This is a genomic window from Paraflavitalea devenefica, assembly GCF_011759375.1.
In the GTDB taxonomy this organism is placed as follows: Bacteria; Bacteroidota; Bacteroidia; order Chitinophagales; family Chitinophagaceae; genus Paraflavitalea; species Paraflavitalea devenefica.
The window spans coordinates 1,130,959-1,155,072 of record NZ_JAARML010000001.1; the positions used below are offsets into that span (position 1 = coordinate 1,130,959).

Here is a 24,114-nt window from a genome sequence, read left to right on the forward strand (position 1 = left end):
CGGAATTACAAATCATTGAACAAAAAATGTACTTGTAGCCGTGAAATACTAAGATTGCAACACTGCCATATTTAGATTAGCGCTTCACTGGCAGTTGATATTTTTTTATTTGATCGTAGCCGAATTTAGAAAGAATAGCCTCTACTCCCGGCCTTACTTGTACTGCCCGATCTGTGAATTGATAACTTTCCCCCTTTTTTGAAATGCCAATATTTCTAATTTCCAGCCTGATTTTACATTCCGTTTCACCTTGTCTTATAAGTTGTCCCTCTTGTTCATCTTTATTAGCTTTGATCGTAAGCGGAAAAATACCAGATATAGGTTGGTTTGCTTTTGCGAATCTGAAAGAAGCTTTAGATATTTTTTCTAAATAGGATTTACTTACTCTTTCATTACAAAATATTAGTGAGTCGCAATTTAGAAATTGAAGAAGATTAAGCTCATCTACCTCTTTTGAGTTGACAATAGAAAGAAAATTGTCTCGCTTATCGCCAACTTTATAGATTGAGTTATCGTAAAATAGCAGCATGATAGTGGGATCAAGTGGCCAAAAAAGTTGCAGCCCGACTAATCCATAACCAGTAATCGCGCCGTTCCATTTTTTTTGCTCCAGAAATTGATTATACTTAACAATCGGGTTATCGCTCGATAGAAATGGAGTATCCGTGTTATTGATGAGTAGCTTTAATTTGAGATCTACACAAGCCTCATAACACATATCTAAATGACTTAAGGCCATTTTAATGGCATCTTCTTTACTTGTCATCTGATCGGTTTCAATTTCTACACGTCCATCGCTCATCTCATGGAGTGTTTCTCTAAGTTTTTTGCCGCTCGCCAAAATTCCAGATGATTCAATAGGATTTCTAAGAGTCATTAATGTAACAAAATATAGAATGGTAAAATGCTCCTTGGCTCCATGCCTCGGGATCATTTTACTACTTATAACTTGCTGAAGGATTGGCGCGGTCTCGGATTCAATATCTCCTAATGCATTCTCTATTTTCCCATCCTTCCCGTAAAAATAGGGGCTAGTCCCTTGTGTCTTGAGTTTAGAACTTGGTATAAAAAGCTCCTTACTTGTTACAAATACGCCAATTTGCTTACCCTCTTTATTTAAAGAGAAATTTCTGAGATAAAATTTGGGGGTGTAGTGCTGATTACGATAGTCTGATCCCATTTTAAATTTTGGTTTTCATTTATTTAAGGTCCGGAGAAAGATGTATAATAACAAATATAGAGACTGATATTACTCAATTAATTAAAGATTAATTACAGATGAAGGCAATGATCATATTACTCAGGCAAGTCGGCAAAAGCCTCCAAATCTTGGGCTAATTGGTTCAACAACTGTCCAGTTAGGAGAGCCAGGTAGTCTACAAGTTAAAAGGTCGCTTCGGCGGCCTTTTTATTTTACCCCAAATTTAGGAGTGATTGGAGATGCAGAAATTACAAGAGCTGATTTTGCAAGGTAAAATTTACAGATAGATACAATATTGTTTCGGATTTCTATTGAGCCTTACTTTTTGCAATCCTTTCCTTGAATTTATCGAATTTGTCCTTGAATGAAAAAGTGAAGTCTAAAATTGCTATAGTAAAATCGAGTATGTCTTTCGCATCAATTTCAGAGAATTTAGAATCGATATTGTGTGCAGCTTCATTTCCCACCAAGCGGAGTTGATTAGCCCATTCATATAACTATTCATTTATTGCTCCTTCTTCTTTTAACTTTTTTATTGCTCTATCGAGATTTTTTTCCTTCACACCCTTCTCAATGCAAAACCCTTCAAGTGTTCTTCTGCACATAATTACTGTCGCAGTAAACGAGCCAGATTTATAACATTGAATACATTCTTTGAGGGAATCTAGAATCTTAAATGGTATAACTGGGTTAATATAAAATAAGTTAGCCGGGTAAATTTTAATAGGGCTGCTCCAATCAATTTCCCCAGCACTCATACCATATTCCTGACTGGCTAAAATAGGAGAATGACATTGAGGACATTTACAGAACGTATATTGAGTCGAATCAACCCAATCGTATGGATTTTCATCGACGTAAGAAATGAGCACTTCTGCTTTTACCACTGCAGAACAAGTATCACACTCTAATAACATTGTTATATTTTTTTAATTCTTTTTTTCTAAATATCTTTCTGATCACGCTTGCTTTCTTTAGGCCTTAGTAGCATACCATGTGCCTTTGCCTTCGCCCTCTTGTCGCAGATAGTTTTTTTCAACCAACGATTCCAGATGTTTTTTAACGGTATTTCTGTTTGCATTCGTAAATGCAACGATTTCCTTTACGGTGATGCGGTCCCTTGATTTGGCCAGTTCGAGAATCTGTACAGATAATTCAGGCAATTGGCCCATTAACAGTTTTTCCCGTTCCAATTTCACTTCAAGACGCTGTTTGTGTCTTTGCAAGGCACGCAGGAAAAACAATATCCAGGGCTGCCAGTTGGGGTTTTCGGATTTGAGTGTTCCTTGTGTTTGGCGAAGGGAAAGATAATAGCCCTCCTTGCTCTGCTCGATCACGGCCTCAAGGGAACTATATGGCACGTAAGCGTAGCCGTATTTCAATAGAAGATAAGTTGTCAAAACCCGTGACAATCTACCATTGCCATCCTGGAACGGATGGATTGCCAAAAATTCCACGACAAAAATTGATGTGATAAGCAAAGGGTGTAATTTTTTCTCTGAATAGGTCTCCGTTACCCAGCTTATCAATTTTTCCATGCGCAAGGGCGTTTCAAAAGGGCTGGCAGTTTCAAATACGATCCCGAGGCTTTTGCCATCGGGACTAAAGGCTTCGACATGGTTAGGTGATTTTTTATATCGCCCCCTATGCCATTCATCTTTTTCACTGTATTGCAGTAATTCTGCGTGCAATTGCTGGATATAGCTTTCGGAGAGTGGGATAATATCATAATTTTGGAAGATCAGCGTCATTACACCGGAATACCCGGCAACTTCCTGTTCATCCCGTGTCGAAAATTGCTGGATAGATAGATTGCTTAAAAGTTTTTCAACTTCCTTATCGCTGAGCTTACTGCCCTCTATACGAGTGGAAGATCCGATACTTTCAATAGTTGCAACTTGCTTCAAGGCGCTTAATTGCTCAGGTGCAAGCTGGCCCAAAGCTCGCCAGGCTCCTTTAAACTCATCGATCTCCGCAATAAGAGAAAGAATTTCAGGTGTGATCTTCAGGGATTCAATATCCATATTCATACCCATAAATATCCATAAAGTCAATCAATATCCATAAAATTATCCATAAATATCCATATTGGGGGAAGCGATTAGAATGTCAATATTAAAATGCACAGTTTTTTTATATAAAAACAGGCCTCTGCCCTAAGGATTGACCCAATTGGTCAATTTGCCATCTCCGGCAAATCAGCAAAAGCCTCTAAATCCTTAGCCAACTGGTTCAATAACTGTCCGGTTAGGGGAGCAAGCAAACAAGCAGCTACACGCTATTCGCTTGTAACTGCTTGTTGTATTTAACGGTATGTTTACTTAACAAATGTGGATTAAATCCATTATCTTTACTTTTGTTAAGTAAATCAACAATGAAACATCATTCCCTAGGTGAATTCGAAGAGCTCGTTCTTCTTATGGTAGCTGCGCTGCACGATGAAGCATACGGCGTCAGCATTCATGAAAATCTCGAATTAAAATCATCAAAGACAGTAAATATCAGTGCTATTCATGTTGCATTAAAACGTCTCGAGGAAAAGGCCTTTGTTAAATCAAGGTTTGGCGGCATTACAGAAGATCGTGGTGGAAGGCGAAAGAAGTTTTACGTGATTACCGCCCTGGGCAAACGAGTACTCGATAATCAATACGAGCTTCGTACCAGTATCTATAATCAAATTCCTAAAATTTCCTTTAGCCGATGAAGCCCGCTCCTCCAAAAGGTCCGTTAATGTTCCTTCGCTGGTTTTGTCGCGAAGATTACCTTGATGAGATAGAAGGAGATATCGTTGAACTGTTTAATCGCCAGTACCAGCAATCACCGGGCAAAGCTAAACGACAATTCACCTGGAATGTTATCCGCCATTTAAGACTGGAATTTATAAAACCATTCAGGCTTGCTAAACAAACTAATTCCCGTGATATGTTCCGCACTTATTTAAAGGTAAGCTCGAGAAACCTGCTTAAACACAAATTCTTTTCTTTTATTTCTGTTGCAGGACTTGCCATCGGGTTATGCGTCTGTATGCTGATCATCCAGTATGTAAATGCGGAGCTGAGTGTTGACCGTTTCCATACAAAACTGGATAAGCTGTACAAGGTGGTGAATGACCGTTACCAGCAGGGTTCACGGGTGCAGCACAGCGCCATGACTTATTCTGGAATTGGTAAGGCCATGAAAGAGGAGATACCTGAAGTAGAGACATACTGCCGTGTGACGCCTTACAGGGTGGAGGTTATTTCATGGTCGGATAAAAAAATAGCTGACCAGCGCACCATTGCAGTGGATGCATCTTTCCTTTCCATGTTCACCTACCCGCTGCTTGCAGGTGATCCGCAGAGCGCTTTGCGGGAACCCAACAGTATCATTGTTTCGGAAAAAATGGCAAGGGAACAGCTCGGCGTGAAAGAGCCGCAATCTTTGCTTGGGCAGATAATGGTATTCGATACGGATTCTCTTCCCTATAAAATAACAGGTATCAGCAAGGACATACCCGGTAATTCACAGTTGCACTTCGATCTCCTGCTATCGTATGTTTCACTATACAGCCAGAGCGGCAACAACCAGTTTACCCAAGCCGATCATGATTTTACAAGACCTTCTTTCTGGCAATACATCCAGTTGAAGGAAGGCGCCGATCATAAAACAGTAGAACGGAAATGGGCGGGGCTAAACACAAAATATTTTCCCAAGGCTGCCGCCTCCGGTATAAGAGAAGTTTTTTACCTGCAACCTTTAGAAAAAGCCTATCTCTATTCCGATTTTGAATATGAGATCGGCAGAACGGGCAATTACCGTATTGTATGGAGCCTGCTGGTGATCGCATTGTTCATACTGGTGCTGGCCTGGATGAACTATATCAATCTGTCTACTGCCAGGTCAATGGAAAGGGCAAAAGAAGTGGGTATAAGGAAAGTGACAGGTGCGTCGAGGCTGGAACTGATCAAGCAATTCCTGACCGAAGCACTGTTGATAAACATCATTGCGATAATCATAGCGGTTTGCCTTACCCTGTTGCTGCAGAATGTGTTTAACGAATTGGTGAACCGTGAACTTTCTATCGGTATGCTGTTTTCAAAACAAACTGCCAATACCGGCATTACCACCCTGTTTGTGCTGTTTTCAGTTGCAGGTATTTTCTTATCCGGATTTTATCCTGCATTTGTCCTGTCTGCGTACAAACCGATGAAAGTATTGAAGGGAAAGTTTACACGATCTGTTTCTGGTGTATTTCTCAGGAAAAGCATGGTTACTACACAATTTGCCATCAGCATATTGCTGATGATTGGTTCTTTTGTTGTGTACAGGCAACTCCGGTTCATGACCAGCCAATCGCTGGGATATAATATGGAGCAGATGCTGATCCTTCGAAAACCGGTACTGAGCAATGCGGGGGAAGCGTTCATGACCCATGCGGATGGATTTATCAATACGGTGCAACAGCTTGCGCATGTGAAAGGTGCTGCCGTTTCAGGCCGAATACCTGGGGACGAAGTGTTTAAGATCAACAATGTGAGCAGGACGGATATTGCTGTGAAAAGCCAGGGCACCATGGCAAATATGGGTGTGGACCTGCGTTTCATCAACCTGTACCAGATGAAGTTGCTGGCAGGCAGGAATTTTTCTCTACTGGATTATAATGCAGACTTCGCCAAACTGGATAACCTGATCATCAATGAAACCGCTTTACGGCAATTGGGTTTTGCGTCGCCCGAGGAAGCGGTCGGTAAATCGGTAATGGCATTCAACCGCACATGGGAGATTATTGGTGTTGTAGCAGACTTTCACCAAAAATCATTGAAAAGCGGTATTGAACCGGTATTGCTATTGCCCAACCTGCTGGGACGGTACAGCCAGTTCTCCGTAAAAGTAGATCCACAGCATTTACCCGAAACGATCGAAGCCATTCAGAAAGTATATGCCAGCTATTTCCCCGGGAATGTTTTTGATTATTATTTCCTCGATGAAAAGTTCAACAGGCAATACAGCAACGATTATCTGTTCGGCAAAGTATTCAGCCTGTTTGCAGCATTGGCCATATTGATTGCCTGTTTGGGATTATCCGGGTTATCGTTGCTCACTTCTACCCAGCGTACCAGGGAGATCGGCATACGAAAAGTGCTGGGCGCTTCCGCAACCAGCATCGTATTGCTGCTGTCGAAGGATTTTATCAAACTGGTGCTGCTCGCGATCATCATCGCTTCACCTGTTGCCTGGTATATGATGCATCTTTGGCTGCAGGATTTTGTTTATCGTATTGATATCAGTTGGTGGATATTTGCATCGGCAGGTTTGTTGTCACTGGTTATTGCATTGCTGGTAATCGGTTTCCACACGGCACGATCAGCAATCGCCAATCCCACCAAAAGCCTCAGGGCCGAATAAAAAACATCATTATATAATTCAAAACGATTATTATGTTTTTATCAACGTTCTCCCTGCTGCGCGGCACGATCATGGGTATATTGCTATCGTTCTCTTCCTGCCTGCTGATTGCCCAGCAAACGCTTTTCGAAAACCATAGCCTGGAACCGGTGCAGGTGAATATTTCGATTACAACCATCGATGGCAAGAAAGCGGTAAGGGTATCAGGGGACTCAGCTGCCCAGGGGGGAGCCAATCTGCCCACATTCGCGCGACTCACCAGCACTGATAATTTCAGCAACGGGACCATTGAAGTAATGCTGTTAAGCCGGCTGCTGCCCATCGCGGGTGTTAATGCGAGAGGCTTTATCGGTCTGGCATTCAGGATTAATAAGGACAACAGCCGGTTTGAATCCATTTACATCAGGCCCACCAACGGAAGGGCAGAGGACCAGCTTCGCAGAAACCATTCCACGCAATATTTTTCCTACCCTGATTATAAGTTTGACAGACTTCGAAAAGAAGCAGAAGGAAAATATGAATCCTATGCCGACATGGGACTGAATGAGTGGATCAAAATGAAGATTGTGGTAAAGGATGCTCAGGCCAAACTTTACCTGAACGATAACCCGCAGCCGGTCCTGATCGTGAACGACTTAAAGCTGGGCGCGGTCAACAGCGGCGCCATTGGTCTTTGGGTAGATGGGGGTACGGATGCCTTTTTCCGGGATATTAAAGTGGTAAAAGAAAATTAGTTTGAACCGTATTCGCACTGAAACACTCACGCGCGATCGATAACGGCGTTCTTATCCTTGAATATCAGCCGACACGTTGACCCTGGTTACTTCACTTTTACGAATTTCAAATTTTTAACCCCAAAATTTGAAATGGTGAAGCCGGTCACGGCCTTCTTTGCATTTCTCAGAAACTCTATTTCAAATGCAAAGGTTTCGGGGCCTGAACCTGAAAATTTATTGTCGCCCACCCGCTTCAATTCAATATCGCTCAACTTAAGATGGGTCATGATAAGTGCATCGCCGCGTACAACGAACGTATAGCTGGCGCTTAGTTCATCGCTATAATACCCGCCGGCAAAGTCCTTTAGGTTATCGGGGTACGTCGTTATAGGTTTGACTATTGATTGGTTGGGTGCAGGAGCAGATGGCTTTTCCTCTATCAACTTGTCTTTTATATAAAATTCAGCGATCTGCCACCTCGCATTTAATCTTTCGTTGTGTTCATCGTTACTCAGGGCAATGATGGCAAGACGGTGGTCAGGGAAACGACCCATGAATGTCCGGAAAGCGGCAGCATGCCCACCATGCGTGATCATAGGAACTCCTTTGTGACTGCTTAAATTTTGTCCTTTCGCGTGAAAGACTGTATCTCCATCACCAAATACCCTCAATACTACTTTCTGGCCATTGTCGAGGTAGGATACTTCGTTGAAGGCTTTCATCATTGCAGGTGTTCCCACTACAGGAGTTTCAAAATTCAATTGCCATTTTACCAGGTCTTCCACCGTCGTCAGCAAATTGGAAGGGCCGGGATTGGAAGTGTTCAATGGTTTATGGTGATACCTTCCATTGATCAACTCATAGGATTCGGCTTTATTCTTTACCACTGTTTCATGGTTGTCACAAAACCCGGTACTCGTCATCCCAAGCGGTTTAAATATTCTTTCATTTGTATATGCGGCAAATGATCTGCCTGTTACCCGGTGAATGATCTCAGCGAGCAGAGTATACCCCGTATTGCAATAGCCGAATGCACTGCCCGGCGCAAAGTTCAAGTTTTTCTGCCTGATCACCAGTTTCAGAATTTGTTCTGTAGTAGAAATGTCGCCCGACTTGTTCCCTGTTAATGATCCTACTGCAGCCTGGTCGCGTAAGCCGCTTGTATGTGCGAGCAGATGTTTAATCTTTATTACTTTGCCATAGTCAGGTAATTCAGTAATGTATTTTCTCACATCATCTTCGAGCGAGATCCTGCCTTCATCTGCCAGCAGGTAAATCGCGAAAGCTGTAAATTGTTTTGATACCGAAGCGATATTAAAAACGGTTTGTGGCGTGATGGGTATGTCATGATCCAGGTCGGCCATTCCATATCCTTTCCTGAATACAACTTTCCCGTCCTTTACGATTGCGACCGCCGCGCCGGGCGTTTGCCAATTATAGGATGCGAACAGCGAATCTATTTTCCTCCCGGCCTCGACATTTTCGTCACCCATTATTTTCGGTGTCCGGGTCGATACCTTGTCTGCAATCATCCAGCCTTCGTCCGTTTTCATCAAATTGAAATAGTCCGTAAACAGGTCCTTTTCCGTGCCGATCTCCACCTTGGCACTTCCCATATTGTTGGTGATATCGATGGATACGATGCGGGTCGCCAGATTTTTGGGCCTTGGATGTGGCTTGAACAATGCCAGGTATTGGTTCCTTGTGTATTCCGTGAATTTCCCGCCCCCGTAGTTTTTCAGGTGGCAGGACGCATGCATGGCCTTGCCCACCTTTACCGTATCGCCGGTTGCCCAGCCGTCAAAGTAAAGCTCGATCGTCTTTTCAATCAGTTGTTTTTCAGTATATGGTCCTTGCGAGCGTGCGGGAAAACAGGCGGAAACCAAGCTAAAAATCAGGGCTATTTTCTTCATCGAATTTTCAGTTTAGCCAAAGGTGCGGTTTCCCGTTTTTATGAGGAATTAAAGGCCTAAGACATTAGTACGGATTTATAAAACTGGACAGATTTCCTGTATGTACGCATTGGTTGTCAAGCCTTTATTTTTTTGAAGGCGGCAAAAAAGGTCGACTTCGAGTTAAATCCCACCGCGTCACCAACGGCCTCTATGGTAAAATTTGTCTGCTCCGGCAGCATTTTGCAGGCCGCATTGACCCGGTATTCATTCAAAAAAAGGTAAAGTTCTTTTGCAGATTGTCATTCAGCATCCGGGACAGCCGGTGGCCAGAAACGTTAAGTTAATAAAAAGGGGTTCACTAAACTAGGATCCCTTATTTATTGAAAAAGCCGCCCCTTATGGTGCAGCTTTGTTATAAGCACAGGTCATGGCTATTCTGTATCGGAAAGACTCTTCTTCAATTTGGCCAACGCTTCAAGCCATTGAAGCAAAGGGATTTATTTCATCTGACATGGCAAAAAATAACAGTATTACCCAATAGGAGTGAGAATGACTTTGTTTAAATAGACCTAATTCGTTAGAATTTCCCATTGTTGTTTTTCCAATCTTCCCTTGCAGGGATTTCTTGTACTACGTCCCAATGTTCTGCTATTTTTCCATTCTCTACTCTAAAGAGATCATAAAAGGAAGTCGGCTTCCCTGAAATTGAACCCTCGGTTACTGTTAGTACAAAATTGCCCTCACCAAGTACTTTATGTACCTTCTCGTATTTCGTTATAATACCCAGTTTTGCTCTTTCTGCCATTCCTTTTGCTAATCCGGATAAACCATCACTTGCTTTAGAGTTATGGTTTATGTATCTGTCGCCATCAAAGAACTTTGCCAACTCTCCCATTCCCTGGCCGGAGACCAAAATGCTCATTGCATTTTTTACCAACGTTTTATTTTCCTCGGTCTTATTCAAATCAGCAATTGCTGTTGGTCCATCGGTCATTGTATGGCCACCGGGGTTTGCATTTTCAGGTTTCTCCTGTAAGTTGTCCCAATGTTCTACAATCTTTCCATCTTCAAAACGAAAAATATCAAAGCCGATCTTAGGGCCAAAGAAATTATATTCAGTATGCACAAAAACAAATGGCCCATCTTCAAAAACCCGTACTGTATTCACTTTTGCTGATTTAGGGGGAAGCTGCTGTAACAATTTGCCAAAGCCTGCCAACCCATCTTCCGCTGCTAAATTGTGCTGAATGTATTTGTGAGGATTGATGTAACCTACAGGTTCCGTTGCTCCTGTTTCAATTGACTTTAAAAGGTCAACTACTTTTTGTTTGTTTCCCATCTGATTTAAGTTTTTTGTTGTTGAAACGGATTTTCTTGTGGTCGTGCAGGCAGCTAAACAAACTATTATTATCACAGCTGCACTTATTAGTATATTCTTCACGTTGTTGATGTTTAATTACAACGCAAAGATGCCATGGTAATGAAGGATGGAAAAGGTAGAAATGGTCCTTTGAATGATACTTTTAGTCCAACCTGAGATTCTCCCGAAATTCAGTAGGCGTCGTCAGGGCGTGTTTTTTGAAGTATTTAATAAAGTTAGTCGGCTCTTCAAAACCCAAAGAAAAGCCAACCTCTTTTATGCTTTCGTTGGTATGTGCCAATAGTCTTTTGGCTTCCAGCATTATTCTGTCATCAATTATTTCTTTTGGTGTTTTACCCAAAACCTTTGTTGTAGCCTGGTTAAGGCGTTTCTCTGTAATAAGGATCTGTCTGGCATAATAACTGACCTGTTTTTGCTCTTTATAATGTGCTTCCAAAAGGTCTTTAAACAACATTACATAATCAAGGTCAGCACCTTTTTTAATTTCAGTAAATCCTTGTGTTCGCCTTATTCTTTCTGCATGCAAAAGGAAATTATGCAGCAGGTTTTGTAAGATGTCTTCCTGAAAATTGTCTTTTGTGTGATTGAGCTCCCCGATCATTTGCTGCACTAAACCGGCAAACAATTGTATTTGCTTTTGAACCTGTATTTGCGACACTGAAAGCAGGTCGTTAAACAAAATAGTATTCCTCAAATACCTGGTGTCTATTTCTGTTTGACAGTAAAAGCTATCGGTAAACAGGATAGAAATACCTTCAAAAGGTGTTTTGTCGGCCAATTGTTTTACCACGTCTTTATTTAAAAACAAAACAGTGTTTGGCTGTATATGGACAGCTTTAAAGTCGACCCAAAGTGTTGGATTGCCATTTTGAAACCAAATTATTTGATAGAACCCGGTGCGGTGTACGGTGGTTAGGATGTCGAAGTTTCGTTTGTAGAATTTAGACAAGTCCACAATTTCAAATTCTTGTGGAAGTCCTTTTTTGAAGTTGTATGTTTTGATTTCTGTAGTCATTCGCAGGTTGCTTCTACAATTACCGCTATCACAGCAATATATATAACTTTTTGCACCTGCTTAGATTATTCCGGAACATTAAACAGAAAGATAGCGCTTCGCTGTACCCGCCCACGTAACCATGGAACGGGCTTACCAACAAAAAAGCCGCCTGGTTAATAACCGGCGGCTTTCTACTGGGCGAGTGCAATATGCTACTATGTAAATCGGTATCCCAATGTTTTACCTGACCTGCAACTTCTGGCTGGTCACTGTGTAGGTACTGGTATTTGTCAGTTCTACCACATACATCCCACGCTTAAGGTCACTTATTCCGACGCCGCTACCACCAGCATTGTTGATTACTTTGACCACCCTGCCCGACATATCAACAATCCGGATGGTCATGGTTGCCTGGTTCGCCCAGGCAATATACACAGTACCTGTGCTGGATGCGGGCTGCGGATAAATGGCGATGCCATCATTGCTTTTTCCGATCGTTACCGGAACAATGGTACTTAGCCGGTAACTACCGGTTTGCTTAACTGCCTTTATCCGGTAATACACACGGTTGGTTGTATAGCCCATCATTGATGGGTACAACAGGTCGTTGTACTTATAAGTTCTGGACTGGTTCACCGCTGTGACAGTTGCTTTATGAATCGTTTCAAAAGTGGTCCCGTTGGTGCTTTTCTGCACTTCATAATACAGTACATCCGACTCGTCATCCACGGTCCAGGAAACAGCTACTTCATCAGTGTTTACTCTGGCCACCAGATCAATCCGGCTTAATGCCAGCAGTACGTCGGGACAGGCGATCGCATTGGCGCCCGTGAAAGGGATCGTTTCCAAAACAATATCGTCAATGTAATAATCATTGCCACTGTTGTTGCTGAGCCCATTAGCCATATAAACAATTACATCCCGGCCCATGCTGGCGCAGGAGGCAGGAAAGGTAAATTCGTACACGATCTGCTGCCAGCTTCCGGCGGAACCAAAAAAGGGAGAAGTATACGATCCCAAGATATCGGCATCTTCCGGATCAAGGAGCTGCATAGACACCATCGAGGAAGGATTCACGAGGTACATCCAGGCCGATAAACGGTACGTGTTACCGGGAGTCAGGGTGGCTGTCCGGCGATAGAAACCGTCCAGGATGGTTCCTGCATTAATTGCCAGCACAGCTCCATTCAGGTCACCTGTATGGTCTGCATTGCCATTGGGCGTAGCAGGATTGTTGGCGCCACCCCAGGTGTTACCGATGGGTTCGGGTCCGGTCCAGAACCACCAGCCGGGTACAGGCCATGCGTCGCGTATATTGGCCGGAGCAATCACTGCATAGCAATTGTTTTCTATCTGTTTTTGGTTGGTGGTGCCATTGGGATCTGCCCAGGTATAAGAGCCAGAAGGCATATATGGCGAAGTTTGCCGGGTAGTTGTCTGGCCGAAGGTTTCATTAAAAACGACCTGCGCAGAACTTTGTAAAACAATACCTACCAACAAAAGGGTAAGCGTAACGGATAAACGGGTACGGATCATCACTTGCAATTTGGGCACCAATCAGCATATATGCTGCCAGAATCTAATACATTAAAAACCATATAAGTAAAAGTTTGCACTTATCTCAAATGCTCCCTTTTTTGGAAAGAAAGTCCCTGTTAGAGAAAATGACTGGCAAACTCAATCACGCCGGAAAAAGGGCAAAGAATGTTAACTAAGCAGTAAGCAAATAGATTATGCAGAATAAAAATGTATTCTGTACGGCCTGATAGCTAATTTTAGGTAAAGACCCGCCAATGAAAAAAGAAAACAACCCTGAAATTAAAAACGGATCCCTGATCATCTCGGTTATGCTGGCAGTGAGCAATGTGCCTGCGGCAGTAGTTTGGTACCAAAAGGCGCTTGGTGCAAATCTGTTGTGGAGCTTAGGTTCAGTGGCAGGCCTGGAGGTGGCGGGTGCCACTTTTTTCCTGGGGGAACCCGCTAATAACGGCTGGGAGAGTCCTGCCCAATTGGGTATTACAACAACACGGATAGAGGTATTTTGCGATGACCCAGACACATTTATTGAACGTGCCGTGCAGGCAGGAGCCAATGGTAGCCGGGACCCTGTTAGAAATCATGAAGCTCCCTGGGGCACTCACAGGCAAGGAGGTTTTATTGATCCGTTTGGACATATATGGCTGGTTGGCGACAGGTCGCCTTTAAACAGGTTTCCGTAACTGACTGTAACCCCCACCCCAAAGTGGTACGATTTTTTCTTACCATTGCCCAGAAAACTCCACCAACCTTATGATCCGGGTAATGATCATTGATGATGAACCGGCTATCCGTAAAGATACCCAGTCCCTGCTGCAGCAACAGCCGGATTTTGTGGTAGTAGCCGCCTGCGGTAGTGTACAGGAAGCCAACATCATCATCCCGGCTACACAGCCCGACCTGCTCCTGCTCGATATACAATTACTCGACGGCACCGGCTTCGATATCCTCCAGTCCCTGCAATCGCCCTGCAAAGTTATCTTTATCACCGCTTATCATGATTATGCCCTCAAGGCTATTAAATACGGGGCGCTCGACTACCTTCTGAAGCCCCTCGATGAAGAAGAGCTCAAAGCAGCCCTTGAAAAAGTACGCCAATCCGGTATCAGCCAGCCGCAGCCCGACCAGCTTGCCATCGCACGACAGTCGTTCCAGCAGGGCGGACTACACAACCGCATCGTGCTGCGCTCCCAGCAATACCTGAAAGTAGTGCCCTTCGAAGAGATCATTTACTGCCACAGCGATACCGGCTATACCACGTTCTTTCTCACCGGCGACCGAAAGATCGTGGTATCCAAATCCATTAAGGAATACGAAGAGTTGCTGCCGGCCTATTTTATGCGTCCGCACCAGTCCTACCTCGTCAACCACCATTTTATTGATACCTATCATAAAGACGGATACCTCGTATTGAGGAACAATACCGAAATACCCGTATCCACCCGTCGCAAAGATTTTGTCATTGAATACCTCACCGGTGTTCGCTAATGCCATTATAACCCTTATGAATATATTTCGCACCATCATTGCCTCCATTGGTCTATGCCTGTTGGCGGCCGCCTGCCGTAATGCCTCCTACCCAACACCGCCGGCATCCCGGCAGGCGGCAGCAGATTCATTGGTCAAGTTCATGTACGCCACCATCAACCCGCACTTCGTTGACGAAAATGTATCCGCCTCCCGCAGGATCCTCGACAGCCTGGCTCCTGTTGTAAAACAATATGATCATTACTCCTTTACCTGTGCCTGGCTGCGCTTTATGGGCATGCAATACCTGCTGGAGAAAAAATACGACAGCTCACTGATCAATTATCGGCAGGCGCTGGCCATAGCTACTGAGAAAGACACCACCCTTAAGCAAGTGGTGGCCGCCAAAACCCAGCTCTCTGAACTGTTTAAGGAAAGAAAACAGCTTGATTCAGCACTTGTTTATGCCAGGGAGGCGTATTACCTCGCCAAGAAGGTAGACACCAGCGGACTACCGATGATCCTCCTGAAATTAACTACTGTTTATTTTGATATCGGTGATATGGCGGCATTGCGCAATTATCTCTTTGAAGGTTTTAGATTAAGCGCCAATAAACCCAAATACCGCCTGGCCTTTGCCAACAATATTGCCACTTATTATGATAATCTCAGGGAAACAGACTCCTCCCTGCAGTTTTATAAAGATTTTGTAGAGAACGATTCCAGCTTATCCAACTCCTGGTACGACGCCATAAAATACGAGAACTTTGGTATCCAGCTTACGCGGAAAGACAAGCTGGAAGAAGGTTTGCAATACCAGCTCAAAGCTTTAGCGATCAACCGCAAATTGGACCGGCTGGATGGCGCCACCCTGTTTAATACCGCCGTAACTTATAGTAAGCTGCACCGGTTCGACACGGCAGCCACCTACCTCGATCAGGCCCTGGAACTTGCCACGAAAGAAAAAGACCTGGAGACGATTACCTCCATCTGGCGACGCAGGTCCAGCAACCTCAGCATGCAGCAACGCTACCGCGAAGCACTCGATGCACTCGATTCTTCCTATACCCATTATGAACTGGAAGTAGATTCTTCACTGGCCACCAAAGCCCGCGAACTGGAAACACAGTACGCCGTGAAAGCGAAAGATGATGAAATACACACACTGGCTTTCTCCAACGAGGCCAACCGGAAGATTGGCCGGCAACAGCAATGGATCATTATAATCCTCGCCAGTGCCTTTGCATTACTCGGCATTCTGGGCTTTATGTTCTGGCGCCGCCGGAAGCTCGCGGAGAAGTTAAAACAAACATCCCTCGAACAGCGGCTGTTGCGCAGCCAGATGGAACCGCATTTTATTTTCAATACTTTGTCCGTATTGCAAAGCTTTATACGGAACAACGAAGGCGAAAAAGCGATCCGTTACCTCAACCAGTTTGCCAGACTGCTGCGGGTTACACTCGAAAATTCACGGGAAAGCTTTGTCCCTCTGAAAGAGGAAGTAACTGCGCTGGAAAACTACCTGAGCCTGCAGGCGATGCGGTTTGAAGGAAGCTTTGATTACCACGTTCATGTATATGACGGGTACGAAGAAGATGAACTTATGATACCCCCCATGCTCCTGCAGCCCTTTGTTGAAAATGCCATCCTGCATGGTATGAAACAGCTTAACCGCAAAGGACATATAGAAGTGACCATCTCCAGGGAACTGCATGTGTTGCGTTGTGTGATTGATGATAACGGAGCAGGTATACAAGCATCCCCGGTTCCGCCACAGAAGCGCTCGCTATCTACCATGATCACGCAGGAAAGACTGGCCATCCTCAGCAGGCAAACCAGGCAACCCGCCAGCATCTCCATTATAGATAAAAGCCAGGAACAATCTCCCGGCACCCGCGTGGTGCTCCACATTCCCTTCCGGAAAACGTTACCATTCAGCGGATCGCGTGAAAAAGCCAGCGAATTTTAAAAAGGTACAGGCGTTTCTGAATTCTCCGTTTTTTCGCTTTTGTGCTGTGGTATGTTTGCTTTATCAATCAACCACAAAACGCAAATATGAAAAAACACACGCTCAGCCTGCTGCTCGCTATCTGCATGATGGTTTTCTACTCCTGCAGCTCCGGTGGCGGCAAAGCCTTTGAAACAACGGAGGGAATGGCGGATATCACCGGCCAGCTCGACGATGAATTTGGAAAAGATGCCAGTTACACCAGCGTAATTCTCAGCTATCATAAAGACATTGGTACGATGGTCTCAGCTACCGGCACCAAGGACCCGGCTTCCAAAAAACTGATCGAAAAACATAGAGCCAATAAAGGTTGGGAAGACCGTTCAGAGATCACCCTCGAAATTGAAGGGGATGCCAAACCGTCTGACTTCATGTTTACCCTGAAAGATGTAGACAACCTGAAGAAGGTACCTGAGATGGTGAAACTGTCCGTAGACAAGATAAAGAAAGAGAAGAATTTTGATGTAGTGGTAGAGAGCGTGAATGTGAGTGCGCCAAGCAGGATCAATAGCCCTGAAGATAAACTACGCTACCTGATCAATTGCGCGCCTCCCAATGGCGGCACGAAGTTTACCATGATCTTCGACAATACCGGGAATTTCCAAAAGATGTTGTACTAATCTTGCCCATACAGCCAGGTATACAGCCAAAGTATAGCCGTAAAATTTTTACCCCCTACAGCCCTGCCGCTTTTTTAAAGCTTAAATCCTTCCAATTATGACCTTACAACTCTCCGGTGCAACTCCTACTGTCAATGAGCTGCACACCATCATCAAAAAGCACCTCGACGGAAAATACACCTGTGATGTGGTGCACGACCGCTGGTCGCTCAATTTTTCCGGGCCTAAACAATGTGTGCTGATCAAAAAATCGGGCATGATCGGCGTGGGCGTTTTTGTGAACGAAAAAAAGAAAATCGTTGATGTAGACGGCATTGTTCCCAACCAGATCCTGGACAGGGTGGTTTTTGGCAACTTTATCACCCGGTTACTGCTGGTATCTTCCTGGAACAAACTGGAAGCAGAAGTAGCCGATGTACTAAACGAAAAATTATCCTGATACCCTATCTCCCCGAACCGGTATGTTTTCCTTTTTTAGAAAGAAAGAAAAGCCCCTGGCTCCAACGCATGATTTCGCCTCACTTATCAACAGGCGGGCAGAAGATTTCAGGGCTTTCTATGCAGAACGGTTCGGGGAAAAGCTTAACTACCAGTACAAGAGTCTGTACCTTATAGATACCATCGTTGGGGAAGCCCGTGTGAGCGCCGCCACCATTGACCGAAAACAATGGCTGGCGACGCATGCGGGCGCTTATGTATACCGCGTTGCTTCTTTAAGGCTGGCGCATTTCCAGTACCTGTGGTATCACCCACTTGATCAGCCGATGATGGTAGTAGGCATGCCGGATTACCGGATCACTTTATTGGGCCAACAGGCCGTACAACAACGGCTGGAAGCCATATTTGAACCAACCCTGTATCAACTCTACACCAATTTTGAGCATGCCCTGGTATATGCAAAGCCGGGTGATGACCTCTTATTTGTCTAAAGATTATATAACCGGCAGGCAACTTCCCAACAGATATGGTCAATCTGTATGGTATGGATTTTGCCTTCCAACACAAACCATTAGTCATGAATCAAAACGCCATTGAGCAATATTTACAGTCGCTGAAAGCCATGGGGTTGAGCGACGAAGCGATCGCTATGTACCGCCAGCAGATGGAACAATCCATGCAGCTTTCCAGCCAGTGGGCCAGTCAACTGAACCAGTTTGGCCAAAACATCCAGCAGTTCAATGCGATGTTTACCGGCGATAACAGCGATGACAACGCTCCCGCCGATGCGCAGACCCTCCTGCTTAACCCCGACAGCACACTCACACCCGAAGAACAATGGGCCATCGCCTGTGGCGCTGATCTTGCCCTGTTGAACGGGCAATACCTCAATGATCTTACTACCGGCTTTACAAAACAGGAATGCCGGGAGCTGCTCTCCGAATGGTGGGATATTGACAGCAAAGAAGAAGTGCTCGATATGATCAACTGGTTGTTCCAGGAAGGCCACCGTATACAATATGATATCATCTGGCAGGCCATGAATGCGGTCTCTATCAAGGAAAGCAAGGCCTTTCTGCGGGAACATGTGGTGGCCAATCAAATGGAAGAAGAAGCTGCCATGCAACGTCTTCGCAATATGCGCGACGCCATCGAACTTTTCCAGCAACATGAATTGATCGGCAAAGGCACGCAGCCTGAAATGCTGATCTGGGATTATGCGCGCATCATCAATCTTTCCAGGGGCAGTTTTGATGCCGGCTATCTCTCCCGCGAAGAAGCCCTCGACATTATCCTGCGCTGCGTGGAACCCATCCGGAAAATGTATACTTCCTGGAAACAACTATCGGTTTCCTACCAGTTTGCCCGCTGTGTCTGGAACGGGGTTGATGAAGACATATTTGAAGACATGATGGCTGGTATGGAGGTATTGCTTACCGATCCCAATAGCCCCTGGGTGAAAATGCCGTGGTGAGATAAATGGCTCGTCAAGAAGGGATTCACATAATGAACAGGCTTTCAATCATTTCCGTTTATGGAAAAAATTTAGAAAAAAGTGAACCTTTTCAAAACTCGTTCAAAGCATGTGTCAACCATGTGTGAAACATGTGTCTTTCATTGGAGAAAGTACCCTTTTGACACATGGTTGGCACAAGGATGACACAAGGTTTATAGAAGGATAGCGCCGGGAAGCTGCTATTTGACGGGGGTCGCAGCCAACTCTTTTCTGATGACCGGCGCGACCTGTGTACCAAACAGCTCAATGGAACGCATCATTTGTTTGTGCGGTACTGAACCCACACTCATCTGTGCCAGAAAACGGGTATTGTGGAAGAGTTCATACTGATACATGATCTTATCAATGATCTCCTGTGGACTGCCTACCAGCAAAGAACCACGTTTACCACGCATGACTTCAAACTGTCCGCGTGACATGGGGCCCCATCCTCTTTCCCGACCTATCCGGCTCATAATATCCGCATAAGAAGGAAAGAATACATCGGCAGCCTGCTGTGAAGTGTCTGCAATAAACACATGCGAATTAATACTTACCTGCAACGTTTCCGGGCTGTGCCCGGCCTGTTGCGCAGTATCCCTGTAAAGCTGTATCAGTGGCGCAAAGCGATGCGGTTCACCACCAATAATGGCCAGGGCCAGTGGTACGCCAAGGTTTCCTGCACGCATAATGGATTCGGGCGTACCGCCTACAGCTATCCAGATGGACAGTTTATCCCGGTATGGACGGGGATATACACCAAGATTATTGATAGCAGGCCGATGCTTCCCCTTCCAGGTGATCTTCTCTTTTTCATTCAGTTTAAGCAACAGGTCCAGCTTTTCGGTAAACAGTTCATCATAATCCCTGAGATCATATCCAAAAAGCGGAAATGATTCTATAAAGGAGCCGCGGCCCGCCATTATCTCGGCCCTGCCGCCCGACAGCAGGTCAAGGGTAGCAAAATCCTGGAACACACGCACAGGATCATCTGAACTTAAAACGGTCACGGCGCTGGAAAGCTTTAAGCGCTTTGTTCTGGCAGCAGCGGCGGCCAATACCACAGCAGGAGAAGAAACCAGGTATTCTACACGATGATGTTCTCCTATCGCAAATACATCCAGCCCTACCTGTTCGGTAAGCTCCACTTCTTCCAGGAGGTCTTGCATACGCTGGTAAGCACTGATCATTTTGCCTGTTACCGGATCGGGGAGATTATCTACGAATGTGCAAATACCTAATTCCATAGTTTTTATATTGACTGCTGCTGAGGTGCTGTAATAACACCTGTAGCGCTAAATTGTTATGCCAGTAGTGTTGCTATTAATAATAAATGGAGCCATAAAGACTCCATCTATTTGTTTTTATCAATAAGCCGACGATAAAACTTTTATGATGCAACTGCATTTATTTGGTTGCGACCTTTAATTAATTAACGCTTCAAGCTGTATTTTGTTCGCACCCATTTGCCACCTCTCTACAAAGATGTTGATTCTTATAGGATTACACTTCCCTTCGCAGCACTTCCAACGGCGGCCTGTTCACCACACTGCGGCTGTTAAAGATCCCTATGAGAATGGTAAGCAGCGAAATGGCCACAAACAGGATAATAACCGGCCACCAATCGGGTGAGAAAGGTGTTTTAAAGCTATAGCGCGCCAGCGCCCAGCTACCCGCCAGTGATAAAAGGATGCCGGTAGCAGCTGCCAGTGCTCCCAGGAAGAAATATTCCAGGGCAGTGATGGCCAGTATCTGCCTACGGCTGGCGCCCAGTGTGCGCAACAGCACACTTTCCTGCATACGCTGGTATTTGCTGATGAGTACGGAAGCAATGAGCACAATTAATCCCGTGATAATGCTAAAGCCGGCCATAAAACGAATCACAAAACCGATCTGGCTGAGCACATCATCCAGCACTTTTAATATCAGGTGCAGGTCAATGATGGAAATATTGGGATAATGGCGCACAACGGCCTGCTGAAAACGGGCTGATACTTCCGGTGAAGGTACCCGTGTAATGAGCACATGGAATTGCGGAGCAGGTTCCAGCACACCCGGCGGAAACACTACCCGGAAATTGGTTTGCACCCGTTGCCAGTCTACCTTCCGCATACTGCCGATCACTGTTGGCACCAGCGTGCCTTGTACATTGAAGAGTATGCTGTCTCCCATCTTTACATTGATGCGTTGCGCATATTGCTCTTCCATGGAGATCGGCACTACCTCGCCGGGAAACTTAACAGGACCCGAAAGCTTGCCGGCCGTCAGCTTTTCAGAGTCGGTAAGCGAATCCCGGTAGGTAACACGGAACTCCCATTCAAAAGCACGTTCTGATATTTTGGAAGCGGTATCTTTTCTAACGTCTGCAGCGGTCTTTCCATTAATGGCTTCAATACGCATGGTAACGATAGGCACCTGTTGCAGAACAGGCAACTGATATTGTTTCGCCAAAGCAGCTACCGAATCTTTCTGGCTACTTTGGATATCGAACAGTACCATATTGGGCTGACTGCCGCTACCAGTGAGGCTGACGCGATTGATGAGCATGCTTTGAATAAAATACAGCGTGCTGATGAAGAGTGCTCCTAACCCGATGGTAGTGATGAGAATGATCGTTTGATTATTGGGACGATAGAGGTTGGCAAAGCCTTGTCGCCACAGGTAGCTCCAGGAAGCAGGGAAGAAGCGACGAACGAGCCACATAAGGAGTCGCGCAATCCCTGCCAGCACCAGGAAGGCCGTGAGTATGCTGATGGTAAACACGATGGCCTGCATCCAGCTATGTACCTGCCACCAGGTAAACACTACAATGAAAGAAAGAATGAGGATATACACCAGCCATTTGAGCGGATCGCGGAAAGAACGTGTAGGCTCAAAGGATAACCGGAGCGTATACAAGGGCGATACATTACGGACCGAAAGCAATGGCAGCAGTCCAAAGAGCGCTGCTATAATGGCGCCGAGGGCAATGCCCTTTCCGATGGATGGCCAGGAGATGCCGGCCGTTATTTCAATGGGTAGGAAGTCTTCCAGTACCGTGGGCAATACCTGCTGAATGAGCGTACCAACGATGGCGCCCAGTATAGATCCGATGATACCAATACCCACAATCTGAATAAGGTAAATAAGAAATGCCTGGCCAGAGTTTACACCCAAACAGCGGAGGATGGCAATAGAGCTGATCTTTTCCCGTATATAAATATGAATGGCGCTGGCTACACCAATGCAACCCAGTAACAGGGCAATAAAACTGATGAGGGTAAGAAACTCATTCACGTCTTCAAAAGAGCGGCCGGTATTTCTTTTGCGCTCTTCCACCGTATCGTAATCGAGCCCTGCCTTTTCAAGACGGCCTTCTATAGATTCTACTGTTGTGGGTACCTGTGATGGATGGTTGTATTTATAATAGAAGTTAACACCTACACGGCTGCCTCTTTGTATGAGCCCCGTTTGATCCAGGTATTTCAGGGGAATATAGACGGGCGGCGCTACAGTGGTGGAGAGGCCTGTGCGGCCCGGTGCTTTATTGAGTGTTCCTGCAATGGCAAATGACACATCACCAATCAGTATGGAGTCGCCCACCTTTGCATTGAACTGCAACATAAGGGTTTTATCTACCAGCGCCTGCTGTTGTGCCCGGAATCTTTTGCCGGCTGCAACAGGCGTGGTTTCCAGGGCTCCATAATACGGGAAATCTCCCTGCAGTGCGCGGACCTGTACGAGGCGGGTTCCCTGGCTTTTGGTGAAATAGATCATCGAAGCGAATGTGCGCTCTTCAGACCGTTGGTCGCCCAATGAATCCAGTAAGGGACGGATGTTCTTATTGATGGGCTTGTTGCTTTCTATTACAAGATCGGCGCCAACAAGGGTCTGCGCCTGTTTGTCAATGTCTTTACGCACATTATCGCCCAGGGAAAAGGTAGCAACGAGGGCAGCAATACCCAATATGATAGAGGAGATGAAGAGCAGCAGGCGGGAACGGTTGCGGCGGCTATCCCGCCAGGCCATCAGGAGGAGCCACCTCAGATTGAGCTTCTTTTTATAGATAAATCTTTCTCTATCCATTATTTGAATTTCAGAATTTGAACATTACTCCGAAGGAGTCCTTCGGACTGGTTTCAGGATGCCTTAATTCCGTTCATCGCCCACAAGGTGGCCACCTTTAATCCTGATGATCCGTTTTGTTTGGGCGGCCAGTTCCAGGTTGTGGGTAACAATAATGAGGGTAGTACCCGCTTCCTGGTTAAGGTCAAAGAGCAGCTTGATGACTTTATCACTCGTCTCCGCATCGAGGTTACCGGTAGGTTCATCGGCAAACAATATGCGGGGATTGTTGGAGAAGGCGCGGGCCAGCGACACACGCTGCTGTTCGCCACCTGAAAGCTGCGTAGGGTAATGGTGTATGCGATCGGCCAGACCTACTTTGTCCAGCAGCTCAACAGCGCGTGGGCGTATATTCTTTTCGCCCCGCAATTCCAGTGGCACCATCACATTTTCGAGGGCGGTCAGGGTGGGCAATAGCTGGAAATTCTGGAAAATGAACCCTACATAGCGGTTGCGCACCTGTGCACGTTCGTCCTCACTTAGCTCATTGAGCCGGATATTATTGAGTTCCACAGCCCCGTTACTGGCACGGTCGAGGCCAGCGCATAGGCCAAGCAGGGTGGTTTTTCCACTGCCGGAAGGCCCCACAATGGATAGAGTAGACCCTGCTTCCACAGAAAAGTTAATATCATTCAATACCTGCAGGGTATGGCCGCCACCCTGGTAAGTTTTGCTTAAATTCCGGATATTCAGAATAGTCTCCATAAGTTTGTTTATATAGTCGTGCCTGCCAGATTTATATTACTGTTGGAATACAAAATTTACAGGCATTGTTATTGAGGAATCACTGTGGGCTCTGAAAATACACCATTAAACGAACATAAAAGAGCAGTACATGTTTAACGGAATCCTAATTCGGGCGATAAATTAT

At 45.4% G+C, this 24,114-nt stretch carries 21 protein-coding genes; 10 read left to right on the forward strand and 11 right to left on the reverse strand.

The window, feature by feature from the left end; genetic code table 11:
* Positions 1–76 precede the first annotated feature (76 nt).
* From HB364_RS04530 to HB364_RS04540, 3 genes are all read right to left on the reverse strand, one after another.
* Positions 77–1,180, reverse strand: a complete 1,104-nt coding sequence (locus HB364_RS04530; RefSeq protein WP_167286692.1) for a DUF4238 domain-containing protein — start codon at positions 1,178–1,180, stop codon at positions 77–79.
* A 518-nt stretch (positions 1,181–1,698) separates the two neighbouring features.
* Complete coding sequence (locus HB364_RS04535; protein WP_167286693.1) at positions 1,699–2,118, reverse strand: DUF4145 domain-containing protein; 420 nt, start codon at positions 2,116–2,118, stop codon at positions 1,699–1,701.
* A gap of 57 nt (positions 2,119–2,175) precedes the next feature.
* Positions 2,176–3,231, reverse strand: a complete 1,056-nt coding sequence (locus tag HB364_RS04540) for a Fic family protein (RefSeq protein ID WP_208419848.1) — start codon at positions 3,229–3,231, stop codon at positions 2,176–2,178.
* A gap of 344 nt (positions 3,232–3,575) precedes the next feature.
* Here HB364_RS04540 and HB364_RS04545 point away from each other — a divergent pair, with 344 nt between their 5' ends.
* The 3 genes from HB364_RS04545 to HB364_RS04555 are packed head-to-tail and all read left to right on the forward strand — an operon-like array spanning position 3,576 to position 7,320.
* On the forward strand, positions 3,576–3,905 hold the full coding sequence (locus tag HB364_RS04545) for a PadR family transcriptional regulator (protein WP_167286695.1): 330 nt from the start codon (positions 3,576–3,578) through the stop codon (positions 3,903–3,905).
* Positions 3,902–6,586, forward strand: a complete 2,685-nt coding sequence (locus HB364_RS04550; protein WP_262889745.1) for an ABC transporter permease — start codon at positions 3,902–3,904, stop codon at positions 6,584–6,586. The genes HB364_RS04545 and HB364_RS04550 overlap by 4 nt, the downstream gene beginning before the upstream one ends.
* A 32-nt stretch (positions 6,587–6,618) precedes the next feature.
* The gene (locus tag HB364_RS04555) at positions 6,619–7,320 is read left to right on the forward strand and encodes a family 16 glycoside hydrolase (RefSeq protein ID WP_246228316.1); all 702 of its coding nucleotides are present in this window, start codon (positions 6,619–6,621) and stop codon (positions 7,318–7,320) included.
* Between the two features lie 86 nt (positions 7,321–7,406).
* On the opposite strand, the gene HB364_RS04560 is transcribed toward HB364_RS04555, so the two are convergent.
* The 5 genes from HB364_RS04560 to HB364_RS04580 all read right to left on the reverse strand — a co-directional run bounded on the left by HB364_RS04560 (position 7,407) and on the right by HB364_RS04580 (position 13,111).
* On the reverse strand, positions 7,407–9,215 hold the full coding sequence (locus HB364_RS04560; RefSeq protein WP_167286696.1) for a serine hydrolase: 1,809 nt from the start codon (positions 9,213–9,215) through the stop codon (positions 7,407–7,409).
* Between the two features lie 116 nt (positions 9,216–9,331).
* Complete coding sequence (locus HB364_RS33635) at positions 9,332–9,469, reverse strand: helix-turn-helix domain-containing protein (protein ID WP_208419849.1); 138 nt, start codon at positions 9,467–9,469, stop codon at positions 9,332–9,334.
* A 305-nt stretch (positions 9,470–9,774) separates the two neighbouring features.
* The gene (locus HB364_RS04570; protein WP_208419850.1) at positions 9,775–10,638 is read right to left on the reverse strand and encodes a nuclear transport factor 2 family protein; all 864 of its coding nucleotides are present in this window, start codon (positions 10,636–10,638) and stop codon (positions 9,775–9,777) included.
* A gap of 82 nt (positions 10,639–10,720) precedes the next feature.
* Entirely contained in the window at positions 10,721–11,593 is an 873-nt protein-coding gene (locus tag HB364_RS04575) for an AraC family transcriptional regulator (RefSeq protein WP_167286697.1), read from the reverse strand.
* A 222-nt stretch (positions 11,594–11,815) separates the two neighbouring features.
* Positions 11,816–13,111, reverse strand: a complete 1,296-nt coding sequence (locus HB364_RS04580) for a T9SS type A sorting domain-containing protein (protein ID WP_167286698.1) — start codon at positions 13,109–13,111, stop codon at positions 11,816–11,818.
* A gap of 257 nt (positions 13,112–13,368) precedes the next feature.
* On the opposite strand from HB364_RS04580, the gene HB364_RS04585 reads away from it, so the two are divergent.
* The 7 genes from HB364_RS04585 to HB364_RS04615 all read left to right on the forward strand — a co-directional run bounded on the left by HB364_RS04585 (position 13,369) and on the right by HB364_RS04615 (position 19,118).
* Complete coding sequence (locus HB364_RS04585) at positions 13,369–13,794, forward strand: VOC family protein (protein ID WP_167286699.1); 426 nt, start codon at positions 13,369–13,371, stop codon at positions 13,792–13,794.
* 70 nt (positions 13,795–13,864) lie between these two features.
* A complete protein-coding gene (locus HB364_RS04590; RefSeq protein WP_167286700.1) occupies positions 13,865–14,599 on the forward strand; it encodes a LytR/AlgR family response regulator transcription factor in 735 nt (244 codons plus the stop codon).
* Between the two features lie 16 nt (positions 14,600–14,615).
* Complete coding sequence (locus tag HB364_RS04595; protein ID WP_167286701.1) at positions 14,616–16,547, forward strand: histidine kinase; 1,932 nt, start codon at positions 14,616–14,618, stop codon at positions 16,545–16,547.
* 86 nt (positions 16,548–16,633) lie between these two features.
* Complete coding sequence (locus HB364_RS04600; RefSeq protein ID WP_167286702.1) at positions 16,634–17,206, forward strand: hypothetical protein; 573 nt, start codon at positions 16,634–16,636, stop codon at positions 17,204–17,206.
* A 97-nt stretch (positions 17,207–17,303) separates the two neighbouring features.
* Positions 17,304–17,645 carry a hypothetical protein gene (locus HB364_RS04605; protein ID WP_167286703.1) on the forward strand — a complete coding sequence of 114 codons (342 nt, stop codon included), beginning with the start codon at positions 17,304–17,306 and terminating at the stop codon, positions 17,643–17,645.
* A 22-nt stretch (positions 17,646–17,667) separates the two neighbouring features.
* Complete coding sequence (locus tag HB364_RS04610) at positions 17,668–18,135, forward strand: hypothetical protein (protein ID WP_167286704.1); 468 nt, start codon at positions 17,668–17,670, stop codon at positions 18,133–18,135.
* 86 nt (positions 18,136–18,221) lie between these two features.
* On the forward strand, positions 18,222–19,118 hold the full coding sequence (locus HB364_RS04615) for a DUF1266 domain-containing protein (RefSeq protein ID WP_167286705.1): 897 nt from the start codon (positions 18,222–18,224) through the stop codon (positions 19,116–19,118).
* A 221-nt stretch (positions 19,119–19,339) separates the two neighbouring features.
* Here HB364_RS04615 and HB364_RS04620 read toward each other — a convergent pair whose 3' ends face one another.
* The 3 genes from HB364_RS04620 to HB364_RS04630 form a co-directional block, all read right to left on the reverse strand.
* Positions 19,340–20,386 carry an LLM class flavin-dependent oxidoreductase gene (locus HB364_RS04620; RefSeq protein WP_167286706.1) on the reverse strand — a complete coding sequence of 349 codons (1,047 nt, stop codon included), beginning with the start codon at positions 20,384–20,386 and terminating at the stop codon, positions 19,340–19,342.
* Between the two features lie 256 nt (positions 20,387–20,642).
* Positions 20,643–23,204, reverse strand: coding sequence for an ABC transporter permease (locus tag HB364_RS04625; RefSeq protein WP_167286707.1), 2,562 nt, complete (start codon positions 23,202–23,204; stop codon positions 20,643–20,645).
* 63 nt (positions 23,205–23,267) lie between these two features.
* Positions 23,268–23,948, reverse strand: coding sequence for an ABC transporter ATP-binding protein (locus HB364_RS04630; protein WP_167286708.1), 681 nt, complete (start codon positions 23,946–23,948; stop codon positions 23,268–23,270).
* Positions 23,949–24,114: the final 166 nt, after the last annotated feature.

Coding starts and splice junctions, on each gene's coding strand:
- HB364_RS04580 (WP_167286698.1), bottom strand. CDS start 13,111: ATGATCCGTACCCGTTTATCCGTTACGCTTACCCTTTTGTTGGTAGGT.
- HB364_RS04585 (WP_167286699.1), top strand. CDS start 13,369: ATGAAAAAAGAAAACAACCCTGAAATTAAAAACGGATCCCTGATCATC.
- HB364_RS04555 (WP_246228316.1), top strand. CDS start 6,619: ATGTTTTTATCAACGTTCTCCCTGCTGCGCGGCACGATCATGGGTATA.
- HB364_RS04540 (WP_208419848.1), bottom strand. CDS start 3,231: ATGAATATGGATATTGAATCCCTGAAGATCACACCTGAAATTCTTTCT.
- HB364_RS04545 (WP_167286695.1), top strand. CDS start 3,576: ATGAAACATCATTCCCTAGGTGAATTCGAAGAGCTCGTTCTTCTTATG.
- HB364_RS04625 (WP_167286707.1), bottom strand. CDS start 23,204: ATGGATAGAGAAAGATTTATCTATAAAAAGAAGCTCAATCTGAGGTGG.
- HB364_RS04575 (WP_167286697.1), bottom strand. CDS start 11,593: ATGACTACAGAAATCAAAACATACAACTTCAAAAAAGGACTTCCACAA.
- HB364_RS04605 (WP_167286703.1), top strand. CDS start 17,304: ATGACCTTACAACTCTCCGGTGCAACTCCTACTGTCAATGAGCTGCAC.
- HB364_RS04560 (WP_167286696.1), bottom strand. CDS start 9,215: ATGAAGAAAATAGCCCTGATTTTTAGCTTGGTTTCCGCCTGTTTTCCC.
- HB364_RS04620 (WP_167286706.1), bottom strand. CDS start 20,386: ATGGAATTAGGTATTTGCACATTCGTAGATAATCTCCCCGATCCGGTA.
- HB364_RS04590 (WP_167286700.1), top strand. CDS start 13,865: ATGATCCGGGTAATGATCATTGATGATGAACCGGCTATCCGTAAAGAT.
- HB364_RS04595 (WP_167286701.1), top strand. CDS start 14,616: ATGAATATATTTCGCACCATCATTGCCTCCATTGGTCTATGCCTGTTG.
- HB364_RS04535 (WP_167286693.1), bottom strand. CDS start 2,118: ATGTTATTAGAGTGTGATACTTGTTCTGCAGTGGTAAAAGCAGAAGTG.
- HB364_RS04550 (WP_262889745.1), top strand. CDS start 3,902: ATGAAGCCCGCTCCTCCAAAAGGTCCGTTAATGTTCCTTCGCTGGTTT.
- HB364_RS04530 (WP_167286692.1), bottom strand. CDS start 1,180: ATGGGATCAGACTATCGTAATCAGCACTACACCCCCAAATTTTATCTC.
- HB364_RS04630 (WP_167286708.1), bottom strand. CDS start 23,948: ATGGAGACTATTCTGAATATCCGGAATTTAAGCAAAACTTACCAGGGT.
- HB364_RS04600 (WP_167286702.1), top strand. CDS start 16,634: ATGAAAAAACACACGCTCAGCCTGCTGCTCGCTATCTGCATGATGGTT.
- HB364_RS04610 (WP_167286704.1), top strand. CDS start 17,668: ATGTTTTCCTTTTTTAGAAAGAAAGAAAAGCCCCTGGCTCCAACGCAT.
- HB364_RS04615 (WP_167286705.1), top strand. CDS start 18,222: ATGAATCAAAACGCCATTGAGCAATATTTACAGTCGCTGAAAGCCATG.